Origin of the sequence: Pseudarthrobacter sp. J47 (assembly GCF_049810315.1) — a bacterium.
In the GTDB taxonomy this organism is placed as follows: domain Bacteria; phylum Actinomycetota; class Actinomycetes; order Actinomycetales; family Micrococcaceae; genus Arthrobacter.
Window position 1 is genome coordinate 3,885,792 of record NZ_CP187358.1, and the last position, 17,587, is coordinate 3,903,378.

The following is a 17,587-nucleotide window of genomic DNA, read 5'->3' on the forward strand; positions in this document are numbered from 1 at the left end:
TGACCGCTTCCGCTGCCCCGGTACCGGGATTTTTCTGCTTCACCCACCAAATGCTAACCGTCCCCGGGAGCTTTCCTGCCCTTAGCCGGTCACCTCTTCCAGGAGTTCGAGCACATGCCGGTACTGGGCCCCGGTTGCCCGTGTCATTCCCAGTTCGCAGGTCCTGTTGCAGGAGGCGTGCGCGGGGGCTTCCATGGCAACAACCTCTGCCGCCTGCCGCGCAGTGGCCGACGCCGTGAGTTCCGGATGCAGCATCCCGCGGTCCCCGGCAAAGGCGCAGCAGCCCCAGCTCTCCGGAACCTCCACAGTCTCGGCCACCGCTCCGGCCACCGCCTGCAAGGCATCGTTGAGGCCCAGCCGCGTGGACGAGCAGGTGGGATGCAGGGCCAGGCGTTCCAGCTTCCCGTGGCCGGGCAGCAGCGGGAGAATCCGTTCGGCGGCGAAGTCAACGGCGTCAACGATCCGGAGGGCGCGCCGGCCCGGGACGGGTTCCTCCGATTCCACGGCCTGATGCAGGCCCTCCGTGCAGGAAGACGCATCGCAGACAATGGGCAGTTCGCCGTCGCGGGTGGCCTCCCGCAGTGCCGCCAGCGTCTTTTCCCGCATGGTGGCCTGCCCCGCCGCCATGCCTTTGGAGGACCAGGGCGTGCCACAGCAGAGGCCATCGATTCCTTCCGGAACCAGCAGGGCCAGCCCGGCGCGGGCGGCCAGCTGCTCGAAGCTGTACTGGACTCCCCGGCCTGCAGTTCCCGGGGCCGCCTCCGCCGGGCCGAACATGGTGCCCACGCACGCAGGGAAGTACACGGCGTCCACGGAACCTTCCGGCGTCGGGCGTTTCCGTACGGAACCGCCGGCCGGCAGTTCAGGAGAGTACAGCGGCACCGTGTCCTTGCCCAGCACCGCGCGGGCTGCCTTGTTGGGCGGGGTTACCAGCGCGGGCGGGACCTTGTCCACCACGGTCAGGGCCAGTGAAGCGCCCCTCGTCACGCCGTCCCAGTGCCTGGCTGCCGTGTTCCACGCAGCATTGGCGACCGGACCGGCGTCGGACTTCCTCAGTCGCTTGACCAGCAGGCCTGTGTTGATGTCCACCGGGCACGCGGTCTGGCACATGCCGTCCACGGCGCACGTGTCCACGGACTCGTAGTCGTAATCCTTCTCCAGCTCCCTGACCAGTTCAGCGTTTCCGGCCAGCCGGGCGGCCTCAATGGCGCGCAGCGTCACGATCCGCTGGCGCGGCGTGAGGGTGATGTCCTTGCTGGGGCAGACCGGCTCGCAGTAGCCACAGGAAACGCAACGGTCCACCTCCTCGGCCACTGGGGGCGCTGTCTTGATGTGCCGCAGGTGGGCGGTGGGGTCATCGTCCATCACCACGCCGGGGTTGAGCATTCCCGCAGGATCGAAGAGCGCCTTGATACTGCGCATCACGCTGTACAGCTCGTCGCCGTACTGCCGGCGGACGTACGGCGCCATCACGCGGCCTGTTCCGTGCTCGGCTTTCAGCGAGCCGCCCTCGGCCAGGACCACCTCCACCATGTCCTCGGTGAACGCGCTGTAACGCTCCAGCTCGGCCGCGGTGGCGAAGCCGTCCGTCAGCATAAAGTGCACGTTTCCGTCCTTGGCATGGCCAAAGATGACGCTGTTGCTGTAGGCGTACTTGTCAAAGAGCCGGATCAGTTCCCGGCACGTGCGTCCCAGCACCGGAACGGGAACCACAATGTCCTCCAGCAGCGCGGTGGTGCCCTGGGGTCGCGCGCCGGCCACCGACGCGTAGAGCCCCTTCCGGAGGTGCCACAGCTGCCCCCGCTCCCTGGCGTCTCCGGTGAACCTGGCCGGAGCGGACAGCCCCAGTCCGGGAAGCACACTGGCGCCGCCGGCCTGGAGCTCTTCCAGGTGTTCCCTGCTGCCGGCCGAATACTCCACCAGCAGCGCCGCGTGATCCTGCACGGCAAGATCCTGTACGACGGCGGGAGTTCCCTTAAGCCCCTGGCCCACCTTCAGGGACAGGGCATCGAGCAGTTCAATGGTTGCTGCCCCCGTTTCCACCAGGGCGGGCAACGCGGCATTGGCCGCTTCAAGGTCCGGGAACACCAGCAGGCCGGCGGCAGCGTGCGGCAGCCTGGGGATGGTGCGGAAAACAGCCTCGGCCACAAAACCCAGCGTGCCTTCGCTGCCCACGATCAGGTGGGCCATGATGTCCACCGGGTCCCGGAAATCCAGCAGGGAGTTCAGCCCGTAGCCCATGGTGTTCTTCATGGAGAACTGCTGCCGGATCCGGTTCACGGAGTCCTGGTTTCCCCTGACGCGGCCAGCCAGCCGGGACAGTCCCTCGTACAGTTCAGGCTCCAGCGAGCGGAGCTTCCGGTCCGCGTCCGGGTCCCCGGTGTCGATGACTGTCCCGGAGGGCAGCACTACCGTGAGCGACTCCAGGGTGCGGTAGGTGTTGTCCACCGTGCCGCAGTTCATGCCCGAAGAGTTGTTGGCAATCACGCCGCCAATCGTGCACGCCGCTTCGCTGGCCGGATCGGGGCCGAACTTCCGGCCGTACCTGGCCAGGCGGGCGTTGAGCGCCCTGACCGTGACGCCCGGCTGGACGCGGACCCTGGTGCCGCCGTCGAGCACTTCAATATCCCGGAAGTTCCGGCGCACGTCCACCAGCACGCCGTCGCTCACGGCCTGCCCGCTGAGACTGGTGCCGCCGGAGCGCAGGGTCAGCGGCACCCCCTGGGCCGCACTGGCCCGCAGGAGCCGGCCCACCTCATCCGCACTGCCGGCGGTGACCACAGCCTGCGGAACCAGGAGGAAATGCGAGGCATCATGGGCGTTCGCGTGCAGATCGATCGCGCGGGTCTTCACCTGCGCGGGATCCTGCACCGCGTTCCGGAAAGGGGCCATGTCAAGCAGGGGCACTACGGCACCATCCAGTCGAGTACGGGGGTGGACTGCAGGAAGATCAGCACCGTGATCAGGGCCAGCAGGGCCAGGCTCCAGCCGATCAGCTTGCGGAACAGTGTTCCCTCGGCCCCGTCCAGGCCCACCGCGGCGGAGGCCACGGCCAGGTTCTGCAGCGAAAGCATCTTGCCCATCACCCCGGCGGAGGAGTTGGAAGCCGCCATCAGCACCGGCGACAAGCCTGTCTGCTCCGCGGCGGTCGCCTGCATCTGCCCGAACAGCGAGTTGGAGGACGTGTCCGAGCCGGTGAGGGCCACGCCGATCCAGCCGATCAGCGGCGAAAGGATGGCGAAGAAGCCGCCCGCGGACGCCAGGGCAAACCCGAGGGTGGTGGTCTGGCCGGAAAGGTTCATGACAAAGGACAATCCCAGCACGGCGGTGACTGTGACAATAGTCCAGCGCAACTGGACCAGGGTGTCCCGGTAGATCTTCAGGCCCTGTGAGGCGGTGATCTTGTACAGCGCCATGGTGATCAGCCCGGAGAACAGGAGGAGTGTGCCCGTTGCTTTGAGGTGGTCCAGCTTGAACTTGGTGCCGGAAACCGGGTTGCCCGCGGCGTCGGTGATGTGCAGGCCCGGCCAGGCGAACGTCACGCTGCCAACCTGTCCCAGCCAGGTCTTGACTGACGGGATCTGGGCAACGGAGAACACGGCGATGATGATCAGGTAGGGCGCGATTGCCATCCAGATCTGCCGCGCCGCGGGCCGGTTGCTGTCGACGGTGGCTGCTGCTGCGGAGGTATCTCCTGGCGACGCGATGCCGGTCGTGGGCGCGTTGCCGGAGGCTGCGTGCCTGGAACCGGCGGCACCCGCACGGGCAACTTCCACGGCCGCTTCAGCACTTCCGGCGGCAGCTTCGGCTGAGACGGATTCCTTCGGCTGCCAGACCTTCAGCATCAGCAGTACTGCGGCAACTGTCACCACGGCAGCCACAACATCCGTCAGTTCCACGGCGAAGAAGTTGGACGTCACGAACTGGGCCGCGCCAAAGGCAACGCCCGCCACCAGGGCTACGGGCCACGTCTGCTTCAGGCCGCGACGGCCGTCAACGATGAACACCAGCAGCAGCGGAACAATGAGCGCGATGAAGGGCGTCTGGCGGCCGGCCATAGAGGAAAGCTCATCCAGCGGAAGTCCCGTTACACCGTTCAGGGCGATGATCGGGGCTGCCATTGCTCCGAAGGCCACGGGTGCGGTGTTGGCCAGCAGGGATACCACTGCTGATTTGAGCGGCTTCATTCCCGCGGCCATGAGCATGGCGGCCGAGATGGCCACGGGCGCCCCGAACCCCGCGAGCGACTCCAGCAGCGCGCCGAAGCAGAAGGCGATCAGGATGGAGAGGATCCGGAGGTCGTTGGAGATGGACCTGATGGTGCGGCCCAACACCTCGAACCAGGGAGTGGCCACCGTCAGCCGGTAAATCCACAAGGCATTGATCAGGATCCACAGGATGGGGAACAGCCCGTAGAAGATCCCCGCCGCGGTGGCGCTCAATGCCTGGCCTACGGGCATCTGCCAGCCCACAATCGCGAGCATCAGGGACAATGCCAGGCCAGCCAGCGCAGCTTTGGGCGCCTTGACCTTGAAGACGCCCAGGAGGACGAAGAGGAGGAGCAGGGGGAGGGCCGCGCAAAGGGCTGAAAGAACAAGGGACCCGGCAATCGGGTCAAGAATCTGCTGGAACATAAGGTCTCCGGACGTGTCAGGCGTCACAACACCGTGGCGCCTTTCGATTGTCTAACAAGTACACATGACGGTCAAGTGTTGTTGTTCGCATTTCTGGCAAGATGGGACAAGCCAGCACAGTGCAATGAAAAGGGGTTCCGGTGGCCGGGCGGATTGCAGCAGTATCGATCGTCGAGGCGATCGCTGCCGATCTGCGGAGCCGGATCTTCACGGGAGACCTCGTCTCCGGGCAAATGCTCACGGAAACGGACGTCGCCACCACGTATGAGGTGGCCCGCCCCACGGCAAAGGCATCGATCGAAAAACTGGTGGCCGAAGGCCTGCTGGACCGGGGTACTCACAAGACCGCACGCGTTATAGAACTCGGACCCGAATCCGTTCGGGATATCTATCTGGCCCGCGCCTACCTGGAAAGCGAAGTGCTCCGCAGGCTCGCGCGGGACAAGGCAGTGCCCGGGGACGCAGTCCTGGCCAACAGTGAGATCGCGGCGCTGCAGAGCGGCGCGCCGCTGGACGTTGTTGAACCGGACATGCGCTTCCACCTGAGCCTGATTGACGCCGTGGGCAATGAACGCATCAGCCGGATGTACCGCTCCCTGGTGGGCGAGGTGCGGATGTGCATGGTCCGCGTCCAGTCCCTCCACCTCCTGGACAACGCGCTGATCCACAACGAACACCAGAGGATCCTCGAACTCATCGAGTCCGGCCAGGGCGACGCCGCCGCCCAGCTGCTCGATGAACACCTGGGCCGCGCGCGGGAGCGCCTGGTGGCCGCCATGGGAGGCACCGCCGGGCCGGAAGCCGGGCTGGCCTCCACGCTGGACTAGCGGATCCGCTCCACGCGCTTTTCATCCCACACGGGCTCTGCCGATTCGTAGACCTTGCCGTCTGATCCGAACACCAGGAAACGGTCGAACGTCCGGGCAAACCAGCGGTCGTGCGTGACGGCCAGGACCGTGCCTTCAAAGTGGTCGATGGCGCGTTCCAGCGCCTCCGCCGAATGCAGGTCCAGGTTGTCCGTGGGCTCATCAAGGAGCAGCAGGGTGGCGCCGGAGAGCTGCAGCAGCAGGATCTGGAAGCGGGCCTGCTGGCCGCCTGACAGGGACTCGTACTTCTGCTCGGACTGGCCGGCCAGTCCATAGCCGTCCAGCGCGCCGGCAGCGGCCTCGCGCCCCAGGCCGGAGCGGTGCTCGTCGCCGCGGTGCAGGATGTCCAGCAGCGTCTTGCCCAGCAGGTCCGGACGCACGTGCGTCTGCGCGAAGAATCCCGGGCGGATGCGGGCGCCAAGCTTCACCGTGCCTTCATGGGGCACTTCGGCGATTTCGACGTCGGAAACGGGCAGGTGCTCGCGTTCCGGATCGGTGCCTCCCGTGGCCAGGAGCCGGAGGAAGTGGCTCTTGCCGGAACCGTTGGAGCCCAGGACACCAACGCGGTCCCCGAACCACACCTCGGTGGAGAACGGCTTCATCAGTCCCGTGAGTTCCAGCTTCTCCGCGACGATGGCGCGCTTGGCGGTCCGGCCGCCCTTGAGCCGCATCTTCACGTTCTGCTCAATGGGCAGCGCCTCGGGCGGGCCGATTTCCAGGAACTTCGCCAGGCGGGTCTGCGCCGCGTGGTAGCGGTTGGCCATGTCCGAACGGAAGGCGGCCTTGTTCTTGTACATGTTGACGAGTTCCTTGAGCTTGACGTGCTCCTCGTCCCAGCGCTTGCGAAGCTCCTCGAACCGCGCGTTCCGGTCGGCGCGGGCGTCCACGTAGGACTCGAAGCCGCCGCCGTGGACCCAGGCGCCGGCGCCGTTAATGCCCGGTTCCAGGGTGCCGATGCGTCCTGCGGCGTTGTTGAGCAGTTCGCGGTCGTGGCTGATGAACAGGACCGTCTTGCGGGATTCGTTCAGCTTGCCTTCAAGCCAGCGCTTGCCCGGAACGTCCAGGTAGTTGTCCGGTTCGTCCAGGAGCAGCAGCTCGTCCGGACCGGCGAACAGTGCTTCCAGGACCAGCCGCTTCTGCTCGCCGCCGGACAGGGTGGAGGCCCGCCGGTGCTGTGCCTTGTCAAAGGGCAGTCCCAGTGCGGCCATGCAGACTTCGTCCCACACGGTTTCGACGTCGTAGCCGCCGGCATCGCCCCAGTCCACGATTGCCTGGGCGTAGGCCATCTGGGTGGGTTCGTCGTCGTGCTCCAGCATGGCCAGTTCGGTTTCGTCCACGGCCTTCGCCGCGGCGGCCAGCCCTGGAGGCGCGGCGGAGACCAGGAGGTCCCGGACGGTGGAGTCGTCGCGGACCTGGCCCACGAACTGGCGCATGATGCCCATATTGCCGGACCTGCCCACCACGCCTTCATCCGGGTTCAGGTCCCCGGCAATGATGCGGAACAGCGTGGTCTTTCCGGTGCCGTTGGGCCCGATCAGCGCCGTTTTGGTGCCGTCCGGGACCTTGAAGGTCACTCCGTTGAGGAGCTGGGTTCCGTCGGAGAGGAAGTAGTCGATGCCGGAGACGTCAATATGGGCCACTGGTCAATTCTCCCACGGCACGCAGCGGAGGATGGCGGTCCGGGGACCCCTGTTCGGCACAGAGGTCAGCCGGCCGCCGTCAGGAACTTCTGCAGCAGGGGTCCGGACACCTCCGCACCAAGTCCACCCTCCTCAACAAACACTGCTACGGCGAGGTCGCCGTGCACCGCCACAATCCACGCGTGCGTCTTGGGCGGGTTCTCGCTTCCGAACTCCGCGGTGCCGGTTTTTGCGCCAACCGGTGCTCCCGGCACTGCGGACAGGAACCCGGCGTGTCCGGAGGTGACCACTGCGCGCATCATGTCGCCCAGGGCGGCGGCCTCCTCGGCCGTAATCGGCTTGTCCGACGCCGCGGAGGGCGCCGCCGGGCTGACGGAGGTGGACGCTGTGGGAGCCGCAGACGACGTCGGCCCTTCCGTGGGTGTTCCACTGGCAGTCCCGGTGGGGGCGCCGTCGTCGGGGTTCAGGACCAACTGTGGTGACACGGGGGCGCCCTTGGCCACTGAACCAGCCATGATCGCCGCGGTCAGGGGCGACATCAGGACTTTGCCCTGGCCGATCATTGACGCGGCATGCTCTGTGCCTTCGGCCTCGCCCGGGACTGATCCCAGGAACGCGGCCGCCCCCAGGCGGGGTGCTTCCACGGCCACGCCCATGGACATGGCGGCCGATTCGAGCTGCGCCTGGGTGACCTGGTCCCGGGCTGCGATGAAGGCCGTGTTGCAGGAGTGCGCGAAGGCATCGCGCAGGGTCACCCCGCCAATGGACGATTCGGGGTAGCCGGGCGCGTTCCTGAAGGTGCGGCCGTCCACCGTGATGGTGGGCGTGCACTGGACCGTTGAATCGGCTGTCATCCCGTTGCGGAACATGGCCAGCGAATCGATGATCTTGAAGGTGGAACCGGGAGCATACTGGCCCAGCATCGCGGTGTTGTAGCCGTTGCTTCCCGGACCGGAGGCGGCGGCCAGGACGGCACCGGATGAGGGCCGCAAAGCCACAATGGCCGACGCCGGTCCAACCCCTGCGAGGGTGTCTTCAGCCAGCTGCTGGAGATTCAGGTCAAGGGTGGTCTTCAGCGTGGTGCCCGGCGTAGGGGGAGCTTCAAAGAAGACCTTCGTGCCGGTGGTCCCTGAGCCGTCGGCCGGCGCGGGTATCGCTGCAACAACCTGGACGCCGTCCTTGCCGCGCAGCTGGGCGTCGTACTGCTGCTGCAGCCCGCCGGTTCCGGTGCTGTCGCCCTCCTGGAGCGCACCGTTGGACTTCTCGATCTGCTCGGCATTCGCCAGGCCCACGCTGCCCAGCAAAGGGCGGGCAAAAGTGCGGGTGGGTGCCAGGGCCATGGTGTCGCTCAGCGCCACGGCACCGGGAATCGCCTGGACCTTTTCCGCTGTGATGTCCGCGGTGTACTCACGCAGCACAATGCCCTCAACAAAGGCTTCGGCTCCGGACGCTGCGGTCTGCTCGGCGAACGCATCCGGATCCAGGCCCAGCAGTTCAGCCAGAGCGCGGGCCGACGCCTCCGCCTGGTCTGCCGGGACCCTGGTCTTGTCCAGGCCCACACGCAGCACGGGACGCTCCTGCACGATCGGCGCGTCTCCGGCACCCAGGATCTGGCCGCGCGGCGCCTCCACACTCCGCAGGCTGAGCTTCTCGCCTTCCTCCAGGCGGGGCGCCAGCAGCGCCGGCTCCCAGCGGACAGCCCACTCATCCCCGGACTTGGTCAGTTCGGCCTGCGAGCTGTACTCCCAGGGAGTCCCGCCGAAGTTCCAGGTGAAGTCCAACGGCACAGTGGCTGTTGAACCGTCCAGTGTCAGCTCGCCTGATTCCACGGATGGTTTCACGTCACCGAGACCGGCAAAGGTGTCCTTGAGCTGCTGGTTGGCGGCTGCGGCGTCCGTGCCCTCAATGGCGAGGGACCCGACGTCGAGCGCGGACAGCGAAGACGCGAGCTCCTTTGCCGCCGCCTCCGCCCCGGACCTGCCGTCGTCGCACGCAGCAAGCGGTGCGGCAAGCATTAAAGTGACAAGGCCAATAACAAGATTTTTTGTTTTCCCCACCCGCGCCATTATGCCTTGCCCCACAGACAGTGCATGACGGACAACCACGACGGCGGCCGGTCGCCTCCGTGGGGAAGGTGACCGGCCGCCGTCGTACTGCTGTTTATTGCCCGGGAGCGGGCAGGCTCAGGGTGTGCAGGTGAACTTCGCGTCGCCCCACACGCCGTGTGCGCCGTTGATTGAGCCGGACGGGTCAACCACCAAGTCCACGTAGGCCGCCCCTGTCACGTCAACGTCCACGCTTTCCGGGGCGAAGCCCGGTGTGTAGGTGCGCGACTGGTACTTGTTCACGCCGTCGGCGTTCACCTTGAAGATGATGTTTCCGCCAAAGTCGCTTTCCAGCCCCACCTGGGCGGTAAAGGACGTGCACTTCCCGCCCAGGTAGTACGTGATCGTGGACGGCGCATGGACCCCCAGTCCTTTATCGAAGGTGGGCTGCAGGCCCGTTGCCGGGTCTGTGTAGTTGATCGCCAGTGGCTTGTCAGGGGAGCTCTCGCTGTCCTTGTTGGCCACGTTGATGCCGATCACGCCCCAGCCGTTCGTGGCCTGGACCCAGGGGGTTTCGGAGGCATACACAGTGCCCTGTGGTGCGTCCGGCAGCGGCTGCGAAGCCACCTTCCAGTCGAAGAACTTCACTCGCGTCTCCGTGGGCAGGGTGACGGATGCCAGCTCCTTGGTGGGATTCAGCCGGACCGTGTTGGAGAACACCTGGTACTTGTACTGCGTGTACTCCGGTGACGGACCGGCGGCTGAGTTGCGGCCGAATTCGGACACCGCGACCACCGCACCGTTGAGCACTGACGGCTGCAGCCAGTTGGGGAAGAAAATGGACTGCTTCTCTGATGTCCCGTCGGTGTAGGTGAGCGTCAGCGTTGGGCTGATTCCGCCACCCACAGCCGCCGAACCAAGTACTGCCAGGTGCGTTCCCTGGCCCCTGACCGCAATGGTCTGGGCGGACAGCGCTACAGAGTTGGGCACGTCCGGTCCCGCCTCCGGCCAGGTGTAGTCCACCTGCTTGGGAGTCCCGGCTGCCACAGTGACGGTACTTCCCGGACGTACGCCGCCTGCCGGAATGGGCGCTGTGGCCAGCTGTTCGGCTGCGAAGGTTGCCCCGCCGCCGTCGAAGTTTCCGGTTGCCTTGCCCGCCAGGGTGGTGACGGACACTGCGTTGTACGCCGCGGCCAGGGATCCGTAGGCAACATAGATCTGGTTGCCGCCGGTCACCGATTGCGGGCTGGAGTCGGCAGCAGCGTACGACGCCGAGACACGGACGGTCTGCGGACCCGCCTTTGCACCGGTACCGGGGGAAACCACGAATGTTGCTGTGATCGATCGGCCGCCTGCCACGGTGGCAGCCGAGGCACCGCCGGCCGTCTTGACTGTCCAGCCATCCGGCAGCGCCGGAGTGAGCACAACGTTGGACTTGGCCGATTTTCCGGTGTTGACGAACTCGGCGGTGACGGTGGTTTCCTCATTCTGGAATACCTGTTTGCCGGTGGTCACCCGGACCTCAGCGGCGGTGGCTTCCTGGCTGGCGCCGCCGAGCGGGCCGGCCTGCTTGAGCAGGATTTCCGCCGTACGGTCCGAGGCGATGGGGCCCGTCTTGACCTTAACCGTCCCGAAGCCGGCCTTATCGAAGTACCACCCGGTCGCAGCGGCATCGAAGGCGGCCTGGTCGCCCAGTTTCGGCAGGAGCTTGGCACCCATCCGGACTTCCTGGGGAGCAGCTCCGGCGTGGACGGTCAGCTGGTATGGCCGCGCGGAAGCCTTGCCGTTGTATTCGCCGGTGCGCGCCCCGATAGTGACGGAGACCGTCCCCGGACCATAGTCGGGAGCCTTAACGTCGAACACCTGCGTTGAGGCCTCGCCGGACTTGTACTGCCGGGTGACCTTGTCATCCTCATACAGGCTGAAGCTGTTCCTGCCCTTGGGGTAGATGTCCAGGGTTATGGGCGAATCCTCCGGTACCAGGGACGCATTCCGCGCCACGATGCCCTGCGGCACCACGGCACCGGCACGGACGAACACGGGCAGCTTGTCCAGCGGTGCGCTGTAGCCGTTCAGGATCTGGCCGCCCTGGTACAGCTTGCCCGTCCAGTAGTCCACCCATTGCTGGCCGGCGGGCAGGAAGATTCCGTTGCGAACGTCTGTCTGGGTAAAGACCGGCGCCACCAGGAAGTCGGAGCCGAGCATGAACTGGTTGTTTGCCTCTGCGCCATAGGACCACTGCTGGTCAGGAAATTCCAGGGCCATGGAGCGCATCATCGATACGCCGGTGTCGGAAGCTTCCCGGGCCAGCGTATAGATGAACGGCATAAGCTGCTGGCGCAGCTGCAGGTACTGGCGGTTGATGGCAGTTGCCTGGTCACCATAGAGCCAGGGGCGTTTGTCCGTCTGTGCCCAGCCGGACATGGAATAGAGGGCCGGCGCGAATGCCTTCCACTGCAGGTCACGCACGTAGGATTCGGCAGATCCGCCGAAGATTCCGTCGACGTCGCCGGTAGTGAATGCCAGGCCGGAGTTTCCGGCTCCGGTGAGCGCAGAGACCTGCCAGCGTATGGCATCAAGGTTGCCCGAGTGGTCCCCGGTCCACTGCATGCCGCAGCGCTGGGAGCCCGCCCAGCCTTCCACCATCAGGGATGTGCCGCGGGCGTCTGAATGCTCCTCGATGCCGCTGTGTGCGGCCTCGCAACCGGTGAGGGCCTGGCGATAGCCTTCTCCCACCCACGCGACGTCGAGCTTGCGCAGGCGAACGCCTGCTTCACCCACTTCGTAGGCCTGGTTGGTCAGGGAGCGCTGGGTCCAGAGGCCCACCTTGAGGGCTGTCTCTTCCTCAATGTTGCTGACAGTTTCAGGCAACTCCTGGTATTCGCAGCCGTAGCCATCGTTGACCAGCATCCAGCCCGCGGGCATGTCATTCTCCACAAACTTGCGGGCGGTCTTGATGGCGTCCGGGGTGCGCTGCTTGGCCCCGTCCGGGTCGCCGTAACCTGAGGAGGAGTAGCCGGGATTGGAACGGTTGTAGCAATCGGCGTCGCCGTATTCGAGGGCGTAGACCGGCGGCATCATCGGCTTGCCGGTCAGTGTGGTGTAGGCACTGAGGGATTGCTTGTAGTCGCCTACGAAGTAGTAGGCGTCGAAGCGCTTCTCTTCATGCGTGGCTGTGGGCTGGCCGCCAAAATCATAGGAGCCCCGGGCAAAGGTGTCACGAAGGACGCCGTAGCCCTTGGAGGACATGTAGTACGGAACGGCGTTGGGGTACCCGTCGTCATCCCAGTCAAAGTTCCGGGCAATGTTGATCAGTGCCCCGGTATGGACGGAGCGGCCGTTCTGCATGCCGCCGCCAATGAACTGTTCGCCGTCCTGCGGAAGGAGGTGCTGGGTAGCCGAGTTGGCCCCGAAGGTAATGGGTGAGGATTCAGCAAAAACCAGGGAGCCATCAGCCCTGCTCACCTTCAGTTGTGCCGTGGCCTTATTGATTTCGACGGCGATCGCAGCGGTTTTTGCCACCAGCACGTCCCCGTCGGAGACCTCGACGGCGGTACCGGCGAACTTGTCCTTGCCAACGACGATGTTGGCGGTGCGGGCAGGATCACCCTGGTCCGTGTTGGCCGGGTCCGTGAATGTTCCTGACGGATCTGCCTCCAGGCGGAAGTTCTTCTCGTCCAGGAAGGTCAGCCGGAGGGCGCCGGCTTTGGCTGTGAGGTCTATGACGTTGTTGTTCTGGGTGAATCCGGTGATAGCCCCCACCGGGGCCCCGGAGGCGTCCACCGGCACCTCCGGCGTAACGGTTTTGACGGCGGCCGGATCCCCTGGCGCCGCCGCTGCGGGCGGGGTGGAGGTCAGGGCTGGAATACCGGTGGTGAGGAGGAGCGCCGCAAGTCCAAGGGCCGCTGCCTTCGTGCCAGGATGCCGGCTGGGGAACCGGCATTCCCGGCGCAGTGCGCCCGTGCCGGAGTTGGCTCTAATCAAGGGTGGCCCACTTTCTAGGGAGTGATTTTTTGTGATCAAACTCGCACGCAAAGTTGCACTAATAATCACGTTGATTTGGGCCCGGGTCAAGCACTTTCCGTTAAATCTGCCAGGGCCGGGAAGCGTGGGCCGGTAAGCCCCTTGAGGGCGGGCAGCCGTGGCAGGCTCCGGCACCAGCGAAGTACAGCGCCAGCGAACTACAGCGCCAGTGAACTACAGCGCCAGCGACGGAACTTCCTTGCCGAAGACGTCTGCGAGGGCCTGCCGGGCAGCCAAGTAGCCGGGCATGCCGGTAACCCCAGGCCCCGGCGGCGTGGACGACGAACAAAGGTAGACCCCGGGCAGCGGAGTGCGCCATGGGACGCGGGAGACCACCGGCCTGCGGATGAGTCCCGCCAGGTCCATCGCGCCTGCGCTGAAGTCGCCGCCCACATAGTTCGCGTTGTACCCGGAAAGCTGCGCCGCGGTGGTGACCTGGTACCCCACAATCAGGTCCCGGAAACCCGGGGCGAACCGCTCCAGTTGCGCAATGACTGCACGGGACATGTCCACTGTGGATCCCCGGGGCACGTGGCAGTAGCTCCATAGGATGTGCCGGCCGGCTGGTGCGCGGTCCGCATCGAAGCGTGATGGCTGGGCCACCAGGACGTAGGGCTGCTCGGGGTGGTGGCCCGCGGCAACCTCATTCTCCGCCCGGGCAACCTCGGCGCGGGTTCCGCCTACGTGCACGGTGCCGGCGTCCATCAGCTCCGGCGCGGCCCACGGAACCGGTCCGGAGAGGATGAAATCCACCTTGCATGATCCATTCCCGTAACGGAATGTATCCAGTGAGCGGCGGTACCGTGCCGGGAGGGAATCGCCTGCCAGGGAGCGGAATCCTGCGGGTGCCAGGTCCAGCAGCACCACTCTTGCGGCCGGGAGCTGCCCCAATGAATCAATGCGCCGTCCGGTATGAATCTCTCCGCCGTGCGTGCGGATGTCCGCTTCCATGGCCCCGGCGATGGCCTGTGAGCCTCCGGCCGGAACGGGCCATCCGACGGCGTGGGCCAGGGTAGTGAGCATCAGTCCGGCCGCCGTGGCGGACAACGAGGGGTGCCTTCCCACCGAATGCGCGGCGGCCCCCGTCATGAGTGCCGGCGCCGCCTCTCCCCGGAACCTGGCGTTCCACAACGGGGAACCCTGTTCCAGGGTCCGCACCGCGAACAAGACCGCCGTCATTGGATCCCCGGGAAGCCGCAGCAACTGGTTCTGGGTCAGGTCCATAACTCCGGCCACCCGGCGCACCAGGGGAGCGAACAGCCGTGAGTACGCTCCGCCGTCGAACCCCAGGGAAGCAGCAGTCCGCTCCAGCGAACGGAACGCCAGCGCGGCACGTCCGCCATCCAGCGGCGAACCGAAGGAAAGCTCCGGAACCTCAAAGTGCACCCGTTGCGCCAGTTCAAAGGCCTGGAAGAAGGGCGAGGCCAGGGCCATGGGATGCACGGCGGAGCAGACGTCATACACGTGCCCAGGTTCCAGCAGTTCCTTGGTGCGCGTCCCGCCGCCCACCGTATCTGCCGCCTCGAACACCTCCACCTGGAGCCCCGCACGGGCCATCATCACGGCAGCAGCGAGCCCGTTGGGTCCGGCACCGACGACGACGGCGTCTGTCACCGGGACAGCCGGGGGCGGTCCGGCGTGGGCCGGCTCAACCAGGGGCGATTCAGAGTGGAGCCGTTCAGCCTGAACCTGTCGGGGGCGTCCTCGAAGGGCCCGCCCTGGGGGTCGTCCATCCCGTGCCTGCGGATGGGATCGAGGCCGGGATCGTAGATTTCCTGGACTACGCGGGCCATAAGGTAGGCCGTGGCCACCATGTGTGCCAGGACGGCCAGGACGTAGTAGGGCATGTCCAGGTTGTTCTGCGACGGTCCGTTGCTGGTGACCTGTGCCAGGTAGAGCCAGATCGCGGCCCAGTGCAGGGCCTCGATGCCCTGCCACACCAGGAAGTCACGCCACTTGGGCCGGGCCAGCGCCACCAGGGGGATCAGCCACAGGACGAACTGGGGCGAGTACACCTTGTTGGTCAGGAGGAAAGCGGCCACAATCAGGAAGGCCAGCTGGGCCAGGCGCGGCCTCCGCGGGGCGGTCAACGCCACCAGGGCAATCAGGACGCAGGCAATGATGAAAACCCAGAGGGCCATAACGTTGATGGTGTCCGGCCCCAAAGCCGCCCAGCCAAACCGTCCGGCGGCCAGGTTGTACGCAAACCAGGGGGAGCTGTACCCGGCAGGCCGGTCCTGGCTGAACTGGAAAAAGTAGGACCACGCGTCAAAGTTGGTGAGCGCAAAGGGCAGGTTGACCACCAGCCAGGAGCCTGCGGTGGCGGCACCCGTCACCAGCAGCGGCTTGTACCGCGCCGTCCGGATGGCCAGCAAGAGTATCGCACCGAAGATCAGGACCGGGTACAGCTTGGTTGATATCCCCAGTCCGATCAGGATCCCGGCCAGCACCAGGCGCTCCCGGGAAAAGAAGTACATTCCCAGGGCCAGTAACGCCACGGCCCACATGTCCCAGTTGATCAGGCCGGCCAGCACCATTCCGGGGGCAACGGCCACCATGGCTGCGTCCCAGGGCCGGCGCCGGGTCATGCGTGCCGTGGCGATCACTGTGACGATCCAGACGGCGATAACCAGTGTGGCATTCACATCGAAGTAGGCGAGGATGCGGTCATCGGTGGCGGTGGGAGCCGCCTGGGAACCGGATCCGGGAACCAGTAGGGCACTCACTCCGGCAATGATCGCGATGAGGACGGGATACTCGATCCGGGCGCCCGCAGTGAAGAACGGAAGGTTGCCCTCAGCCAGTCCCCGGTTCCGGAACATTTCGGGGAAGTCTGAATAGCAGGTGGCGTAAAACTGGCCCGGCGTGTCCCAACCATTGGCCCTGCAGTAGCCCTTTAGCACCACAGCGGCCAAGGCAGCAGCAAGGGTGAGAAGGATCAGTACGCGCTCCACGGTAAACACGCCAGGGGAAATGAGACCCGGCGCGGAGTGCCGGCCCAGGGGGCCGCCGGCTGATTCGGTGAATTTCCGCAGGAAGAGATCGCTGCGGCTGGGCACTACGAGCCTGCCGCGTTGCCGCTGCCGGACCTGCCCTGAGTGCTGCATGGATTCGAGCATACCGGCATGCAGGAATCAGTCAGCTGCTTCGACGATTGACCCCTCCGCTGGCAGCCCGGACTCAATCAACCGGGCGGTTCCACGGTGATATTCAACGAAGCGTTCAAAGACCATGGGCAGACCGGTTGCCGTCATGGGATCGGCCCGGTCCATCACTTGCAGATGCACGTGTGGCTCAGTGGAGTTACCTGAATTCCCACACGCGGCGATTGGTTGCTGCGCAAGGATCACGTCGCCCAGGCGAACGTGGATGGAACCCCGCTGCAGGTGAACCAGCGCAACAAACCCGCGCCCGTCCTCAAGCTCCAGCACCACATGGTTTCCGGCAAGTGCAGCCGCACCCTGCCGAAGCCGGCCCGCCTGGCCCAGCAGGTAGGGGATGAGCGCAAGCTGTGAGCGCCTGGCAGCATGGTCGGGCTCGCCATCGTGGACGTGCACTACTTTCCCGTGGGCTGGCGCCAGCACCGGAAGCCCAAAGCCCACGAACCTCCCGGGCGGTTCTGTGGCCAGCACTCTTCGCCAGTCGCGGGCTGCCGTGCTGTGGCCACGGGTGTCGACAGGAACCAGATCGATGGCATAGGTGGTGGCCATAAGGTAGGTGCCGTGGCTCGGGACCCTGCGGGCGGGGCTGTTCTGCACGAGGGCACGCCCGGAGAGGGGAAGGCCCAGCACCACAGCCCCGTTCACCTGCGACATGCAGGCGACGGTACCACCAAGCAGGTGGCTTGCGCCCTGTTAAGCACGTTAAAAGGGGGGAGCCCACGCGTAGCCGCGTGGGCTCCCAGGGAATCAGTTCCGATGTGAATCATCGAATGCCTCCTTGGCTGATCATGCGTCCGGTCCGGACTGGCCGCATCTCAGCGGATTCCGCTGACGTGCTGGTGCATGAGTACGTAGACGTACTCACGGTGCTGTTCCAGCCGGTCCCGATCGAAGCGGTCAACCTCCCCGAGACGGGGACGGACGACGTCGGACATCAGCTTCCTGATTTTTTTCACCATGGTGCCACCTCCTTTCAAGGGGTTGCGGTAAGTGCTCGCCGCGGAATTGCAACGAATTTAGACATGCCAATTAGAGCCAATTAAAAATGCGCATTAATGGCTGGAAATGGCATGGAAATGCCAGGGTGGATATGGGGTGAATTCGCCGCGGCGAAGATGGTTCCCTGACGGGTGTGCCGACGCAGGCCCCAACTGAAAGCTGGTTCCGAACTATGGGGTGCTGCGTGGACGCAGTGTCAGACCTGGCGGTTCCGAGGCT

At 65.6% G+C, this 17,587-nt stretch carries 10 protein-coding genes; 1 reads left to right on the top strand and 9 read right to left on the bottom strand.

Going from position 1 to position 17,587, the window contains the following annotated elements:
• Positions 1 to 81 precede the first annotated feature (81 nt).
• Complete coding sequence (locus ACPJW8_RS17950; RefSeq protein ID WP_330189002.1) at positions 82 to 2,892, bottom strand: FAD-binding and (Fe-S)-binding domain-containing protein; 2,811 nt, start codon at positions 2,890 to 2,892, stop codon at positions 82 to 84.
• 14 nt (positions 2,893 to 2,906) lie between these two features.
• Positions 2,907 to 4,634: an L-lactate permease gene (locus ACPJW8_RS17955; RefSeq protein ID WP_330189003.1), complete on the bottom strand. Its 1,728-nt coding sequence runs from the start codon at positions 4,632 to 4,634 to the stop codon at positions 2,907 to 2,909.
• Between the two features lie 140 nt (positions 4,635 to 4,774).
• Here ACPJW8_RS17955 and ACPJW8_RS17960 point away from each other — a divergent pair, with 140 nt between their 5' ends.
• On the top strand, positions 4,775 to 5,461 hold the full coding sequence (locus ACPJW8_RS17960) for a GntR family transcriptional regulator (RefSeq protein ID WP_330188897.1): 687 nt from the start codon (positions 4,775 to 4,777) through the stop codon (positions 5,459 to 5,461).
• On the opposite strand, the gene ACPJW8_RS17965 is transcribed toward ACPJW8_RS17960, so the two are convergent.
• The 7 genes from ACPJW8_RS17965 to ACPJW8_RS17995 form a co-directional block, all read right to left on the bottom strand.
• On the bottom strand, positions 5,458 to 7,140 hold the full coding sequence (locus ACPJW8_RS17965) for an ABC-F family ATP-binding cassette domain-containing protein (protein WP_330188898.1): 1,683 nt from the start codon (positions 7,138 to 7,140) through the stop codon (positions 5,458 to 5,460). The genes ACPJW8_RS17960 and ACPJW8_RS17965 overlap by 4 nt on opposite strands.
• A 65-nt stretch (positions 7,141 to 7,205) precedes the next feature.
• Complete coding sequence (locus tag ACPJW8_RS17970) at positions 7,206 to 9,206, bottom strand: penicillin-binding transpeptidase domain-containing protein (protein WP_330189004.1); 2,001 nt, start codon at positions 9,204 to 9,206, stop codon at positions 7,206 to 7,208.
• Positions 9,207 to 9,323: 117 nt separating this feature from the next.
• Positions 9,324 to 13,169, bottom strand: a complete 3,846-nt coding sequence (locus ACPJW8_RS17975) for an NPCBM/NEW2 domain-containing protein (RefSeq protein WP_330188899.1) — start codon at positions 13,167 to 13,169, stop codon at positions 9,324 to 9,326.
• A 213-nt stretch (positions 13,170 to 13,382) separates the two neighbouring features.
• The gene (locus tag ACPJW8_RS17980) at positions 13,383 to 14,822 is read right to left on the bottom strand and encodes an NAD(P)/FAD-dependent oxidoreductase (protein ID WP_330188900.1); all 1,440 of its coding nucleotides are present in this window, start codon (positions 14,820 to 14,822) and stop codon (positions 13,383 to 13,385) included.
• Positions 14,819 to 16,315: a glycosyltransferase family 87 protein gene (locus ACPJW8_RS17985; protein ID WP_330188901.1), complete on the bottom strand. Its 1,497-nt coding sequence runs from the start codon at positions 16,313 to 16,315 to the stop codon at positions 14,819 to 14,821. Before ACPJW8_RS17985 ends, ACPJW8_RS17980 begins: the two co-directional genes overlap by 4 nt.
• A gap of 27 nt (positions 16,316 to 16,342) precedes the next feature.
• Positions 16,343 to 17,023, bottom strand: coding sequence for a M23 family metallopeptidase (locus ACPJW8_RS17990; RefSeq protein WP_330188902.1), 681 nt, complete (start codon positions 17,021 to 17,023; stop codon positions 16,343 to 16,345).
• 161 nt (positions 17,024 to 17,184) lie between these two features.
• Positions 17,185 to 17,328, bottom strand: a complete 144-nt coding sequence (locus tag ACPJW8_RS17995) for a hypothetical protein (RefSeq protein ID WP_330188903.1) — start codon at positions 17,326 to 17,328, stop codon at positions 17,185 to 17,187.
• Positions 17,329 to 17,587: the final 259 nt, after the last annotated feature.

What these genes read in the sequence shown, in the direction of transcription:
- ACPJW8_RS17950 (WP_330189002.1), bottom strand. Translation starts at nt 2,892, where the DNA reads ATGGCCCCTTTCCGGAACGCGGTGCAGGATCCCGCGCAGGTGAAGACC.
- ACPJW8_RS17985 (WP_330188901.1), bottom strand. Translation starts at nt 16,315, where the DNA reads ATGCAGCACTCAGGGCAGGTCCGGCAGCGGCAACGCGGCAGGCTCGTA.
- ACPJW8_RS17990 (WP_330188902.1), bottom strand. Translation starts at nt 17,023, where the DNA reads ATGTCGCAGGTGAACGGGGCTGTGGTGCTGGGCCTTCCCCTCTCCGGG.
- ACPJW8_RS17995 (WP_330188903.1), bottom strand. Translation starts at nt 17,328, where the DNA reads ATGGTGAAAAAAATCAGGAAGCTGATGTCCGACGTCGTCCGTCCCCGT.
- ACPJW8_RS17955 (WP_330189003.1), bottom strand. Translation starts at nt 4,634, where the DNA reads ATGTTCCAGCAGATTCTTGACCCGATTGCCGGGTCCCTTGTTCTTTCA.
- ACPJW8_RS17970 (WP_330189004.1), bottom strand. Translation starts at nt 9,206, where the DNA reads ATGGCGCGGGTGGGGAAAACAAAAAATCTTGTTATTGGCCTTGTCACT.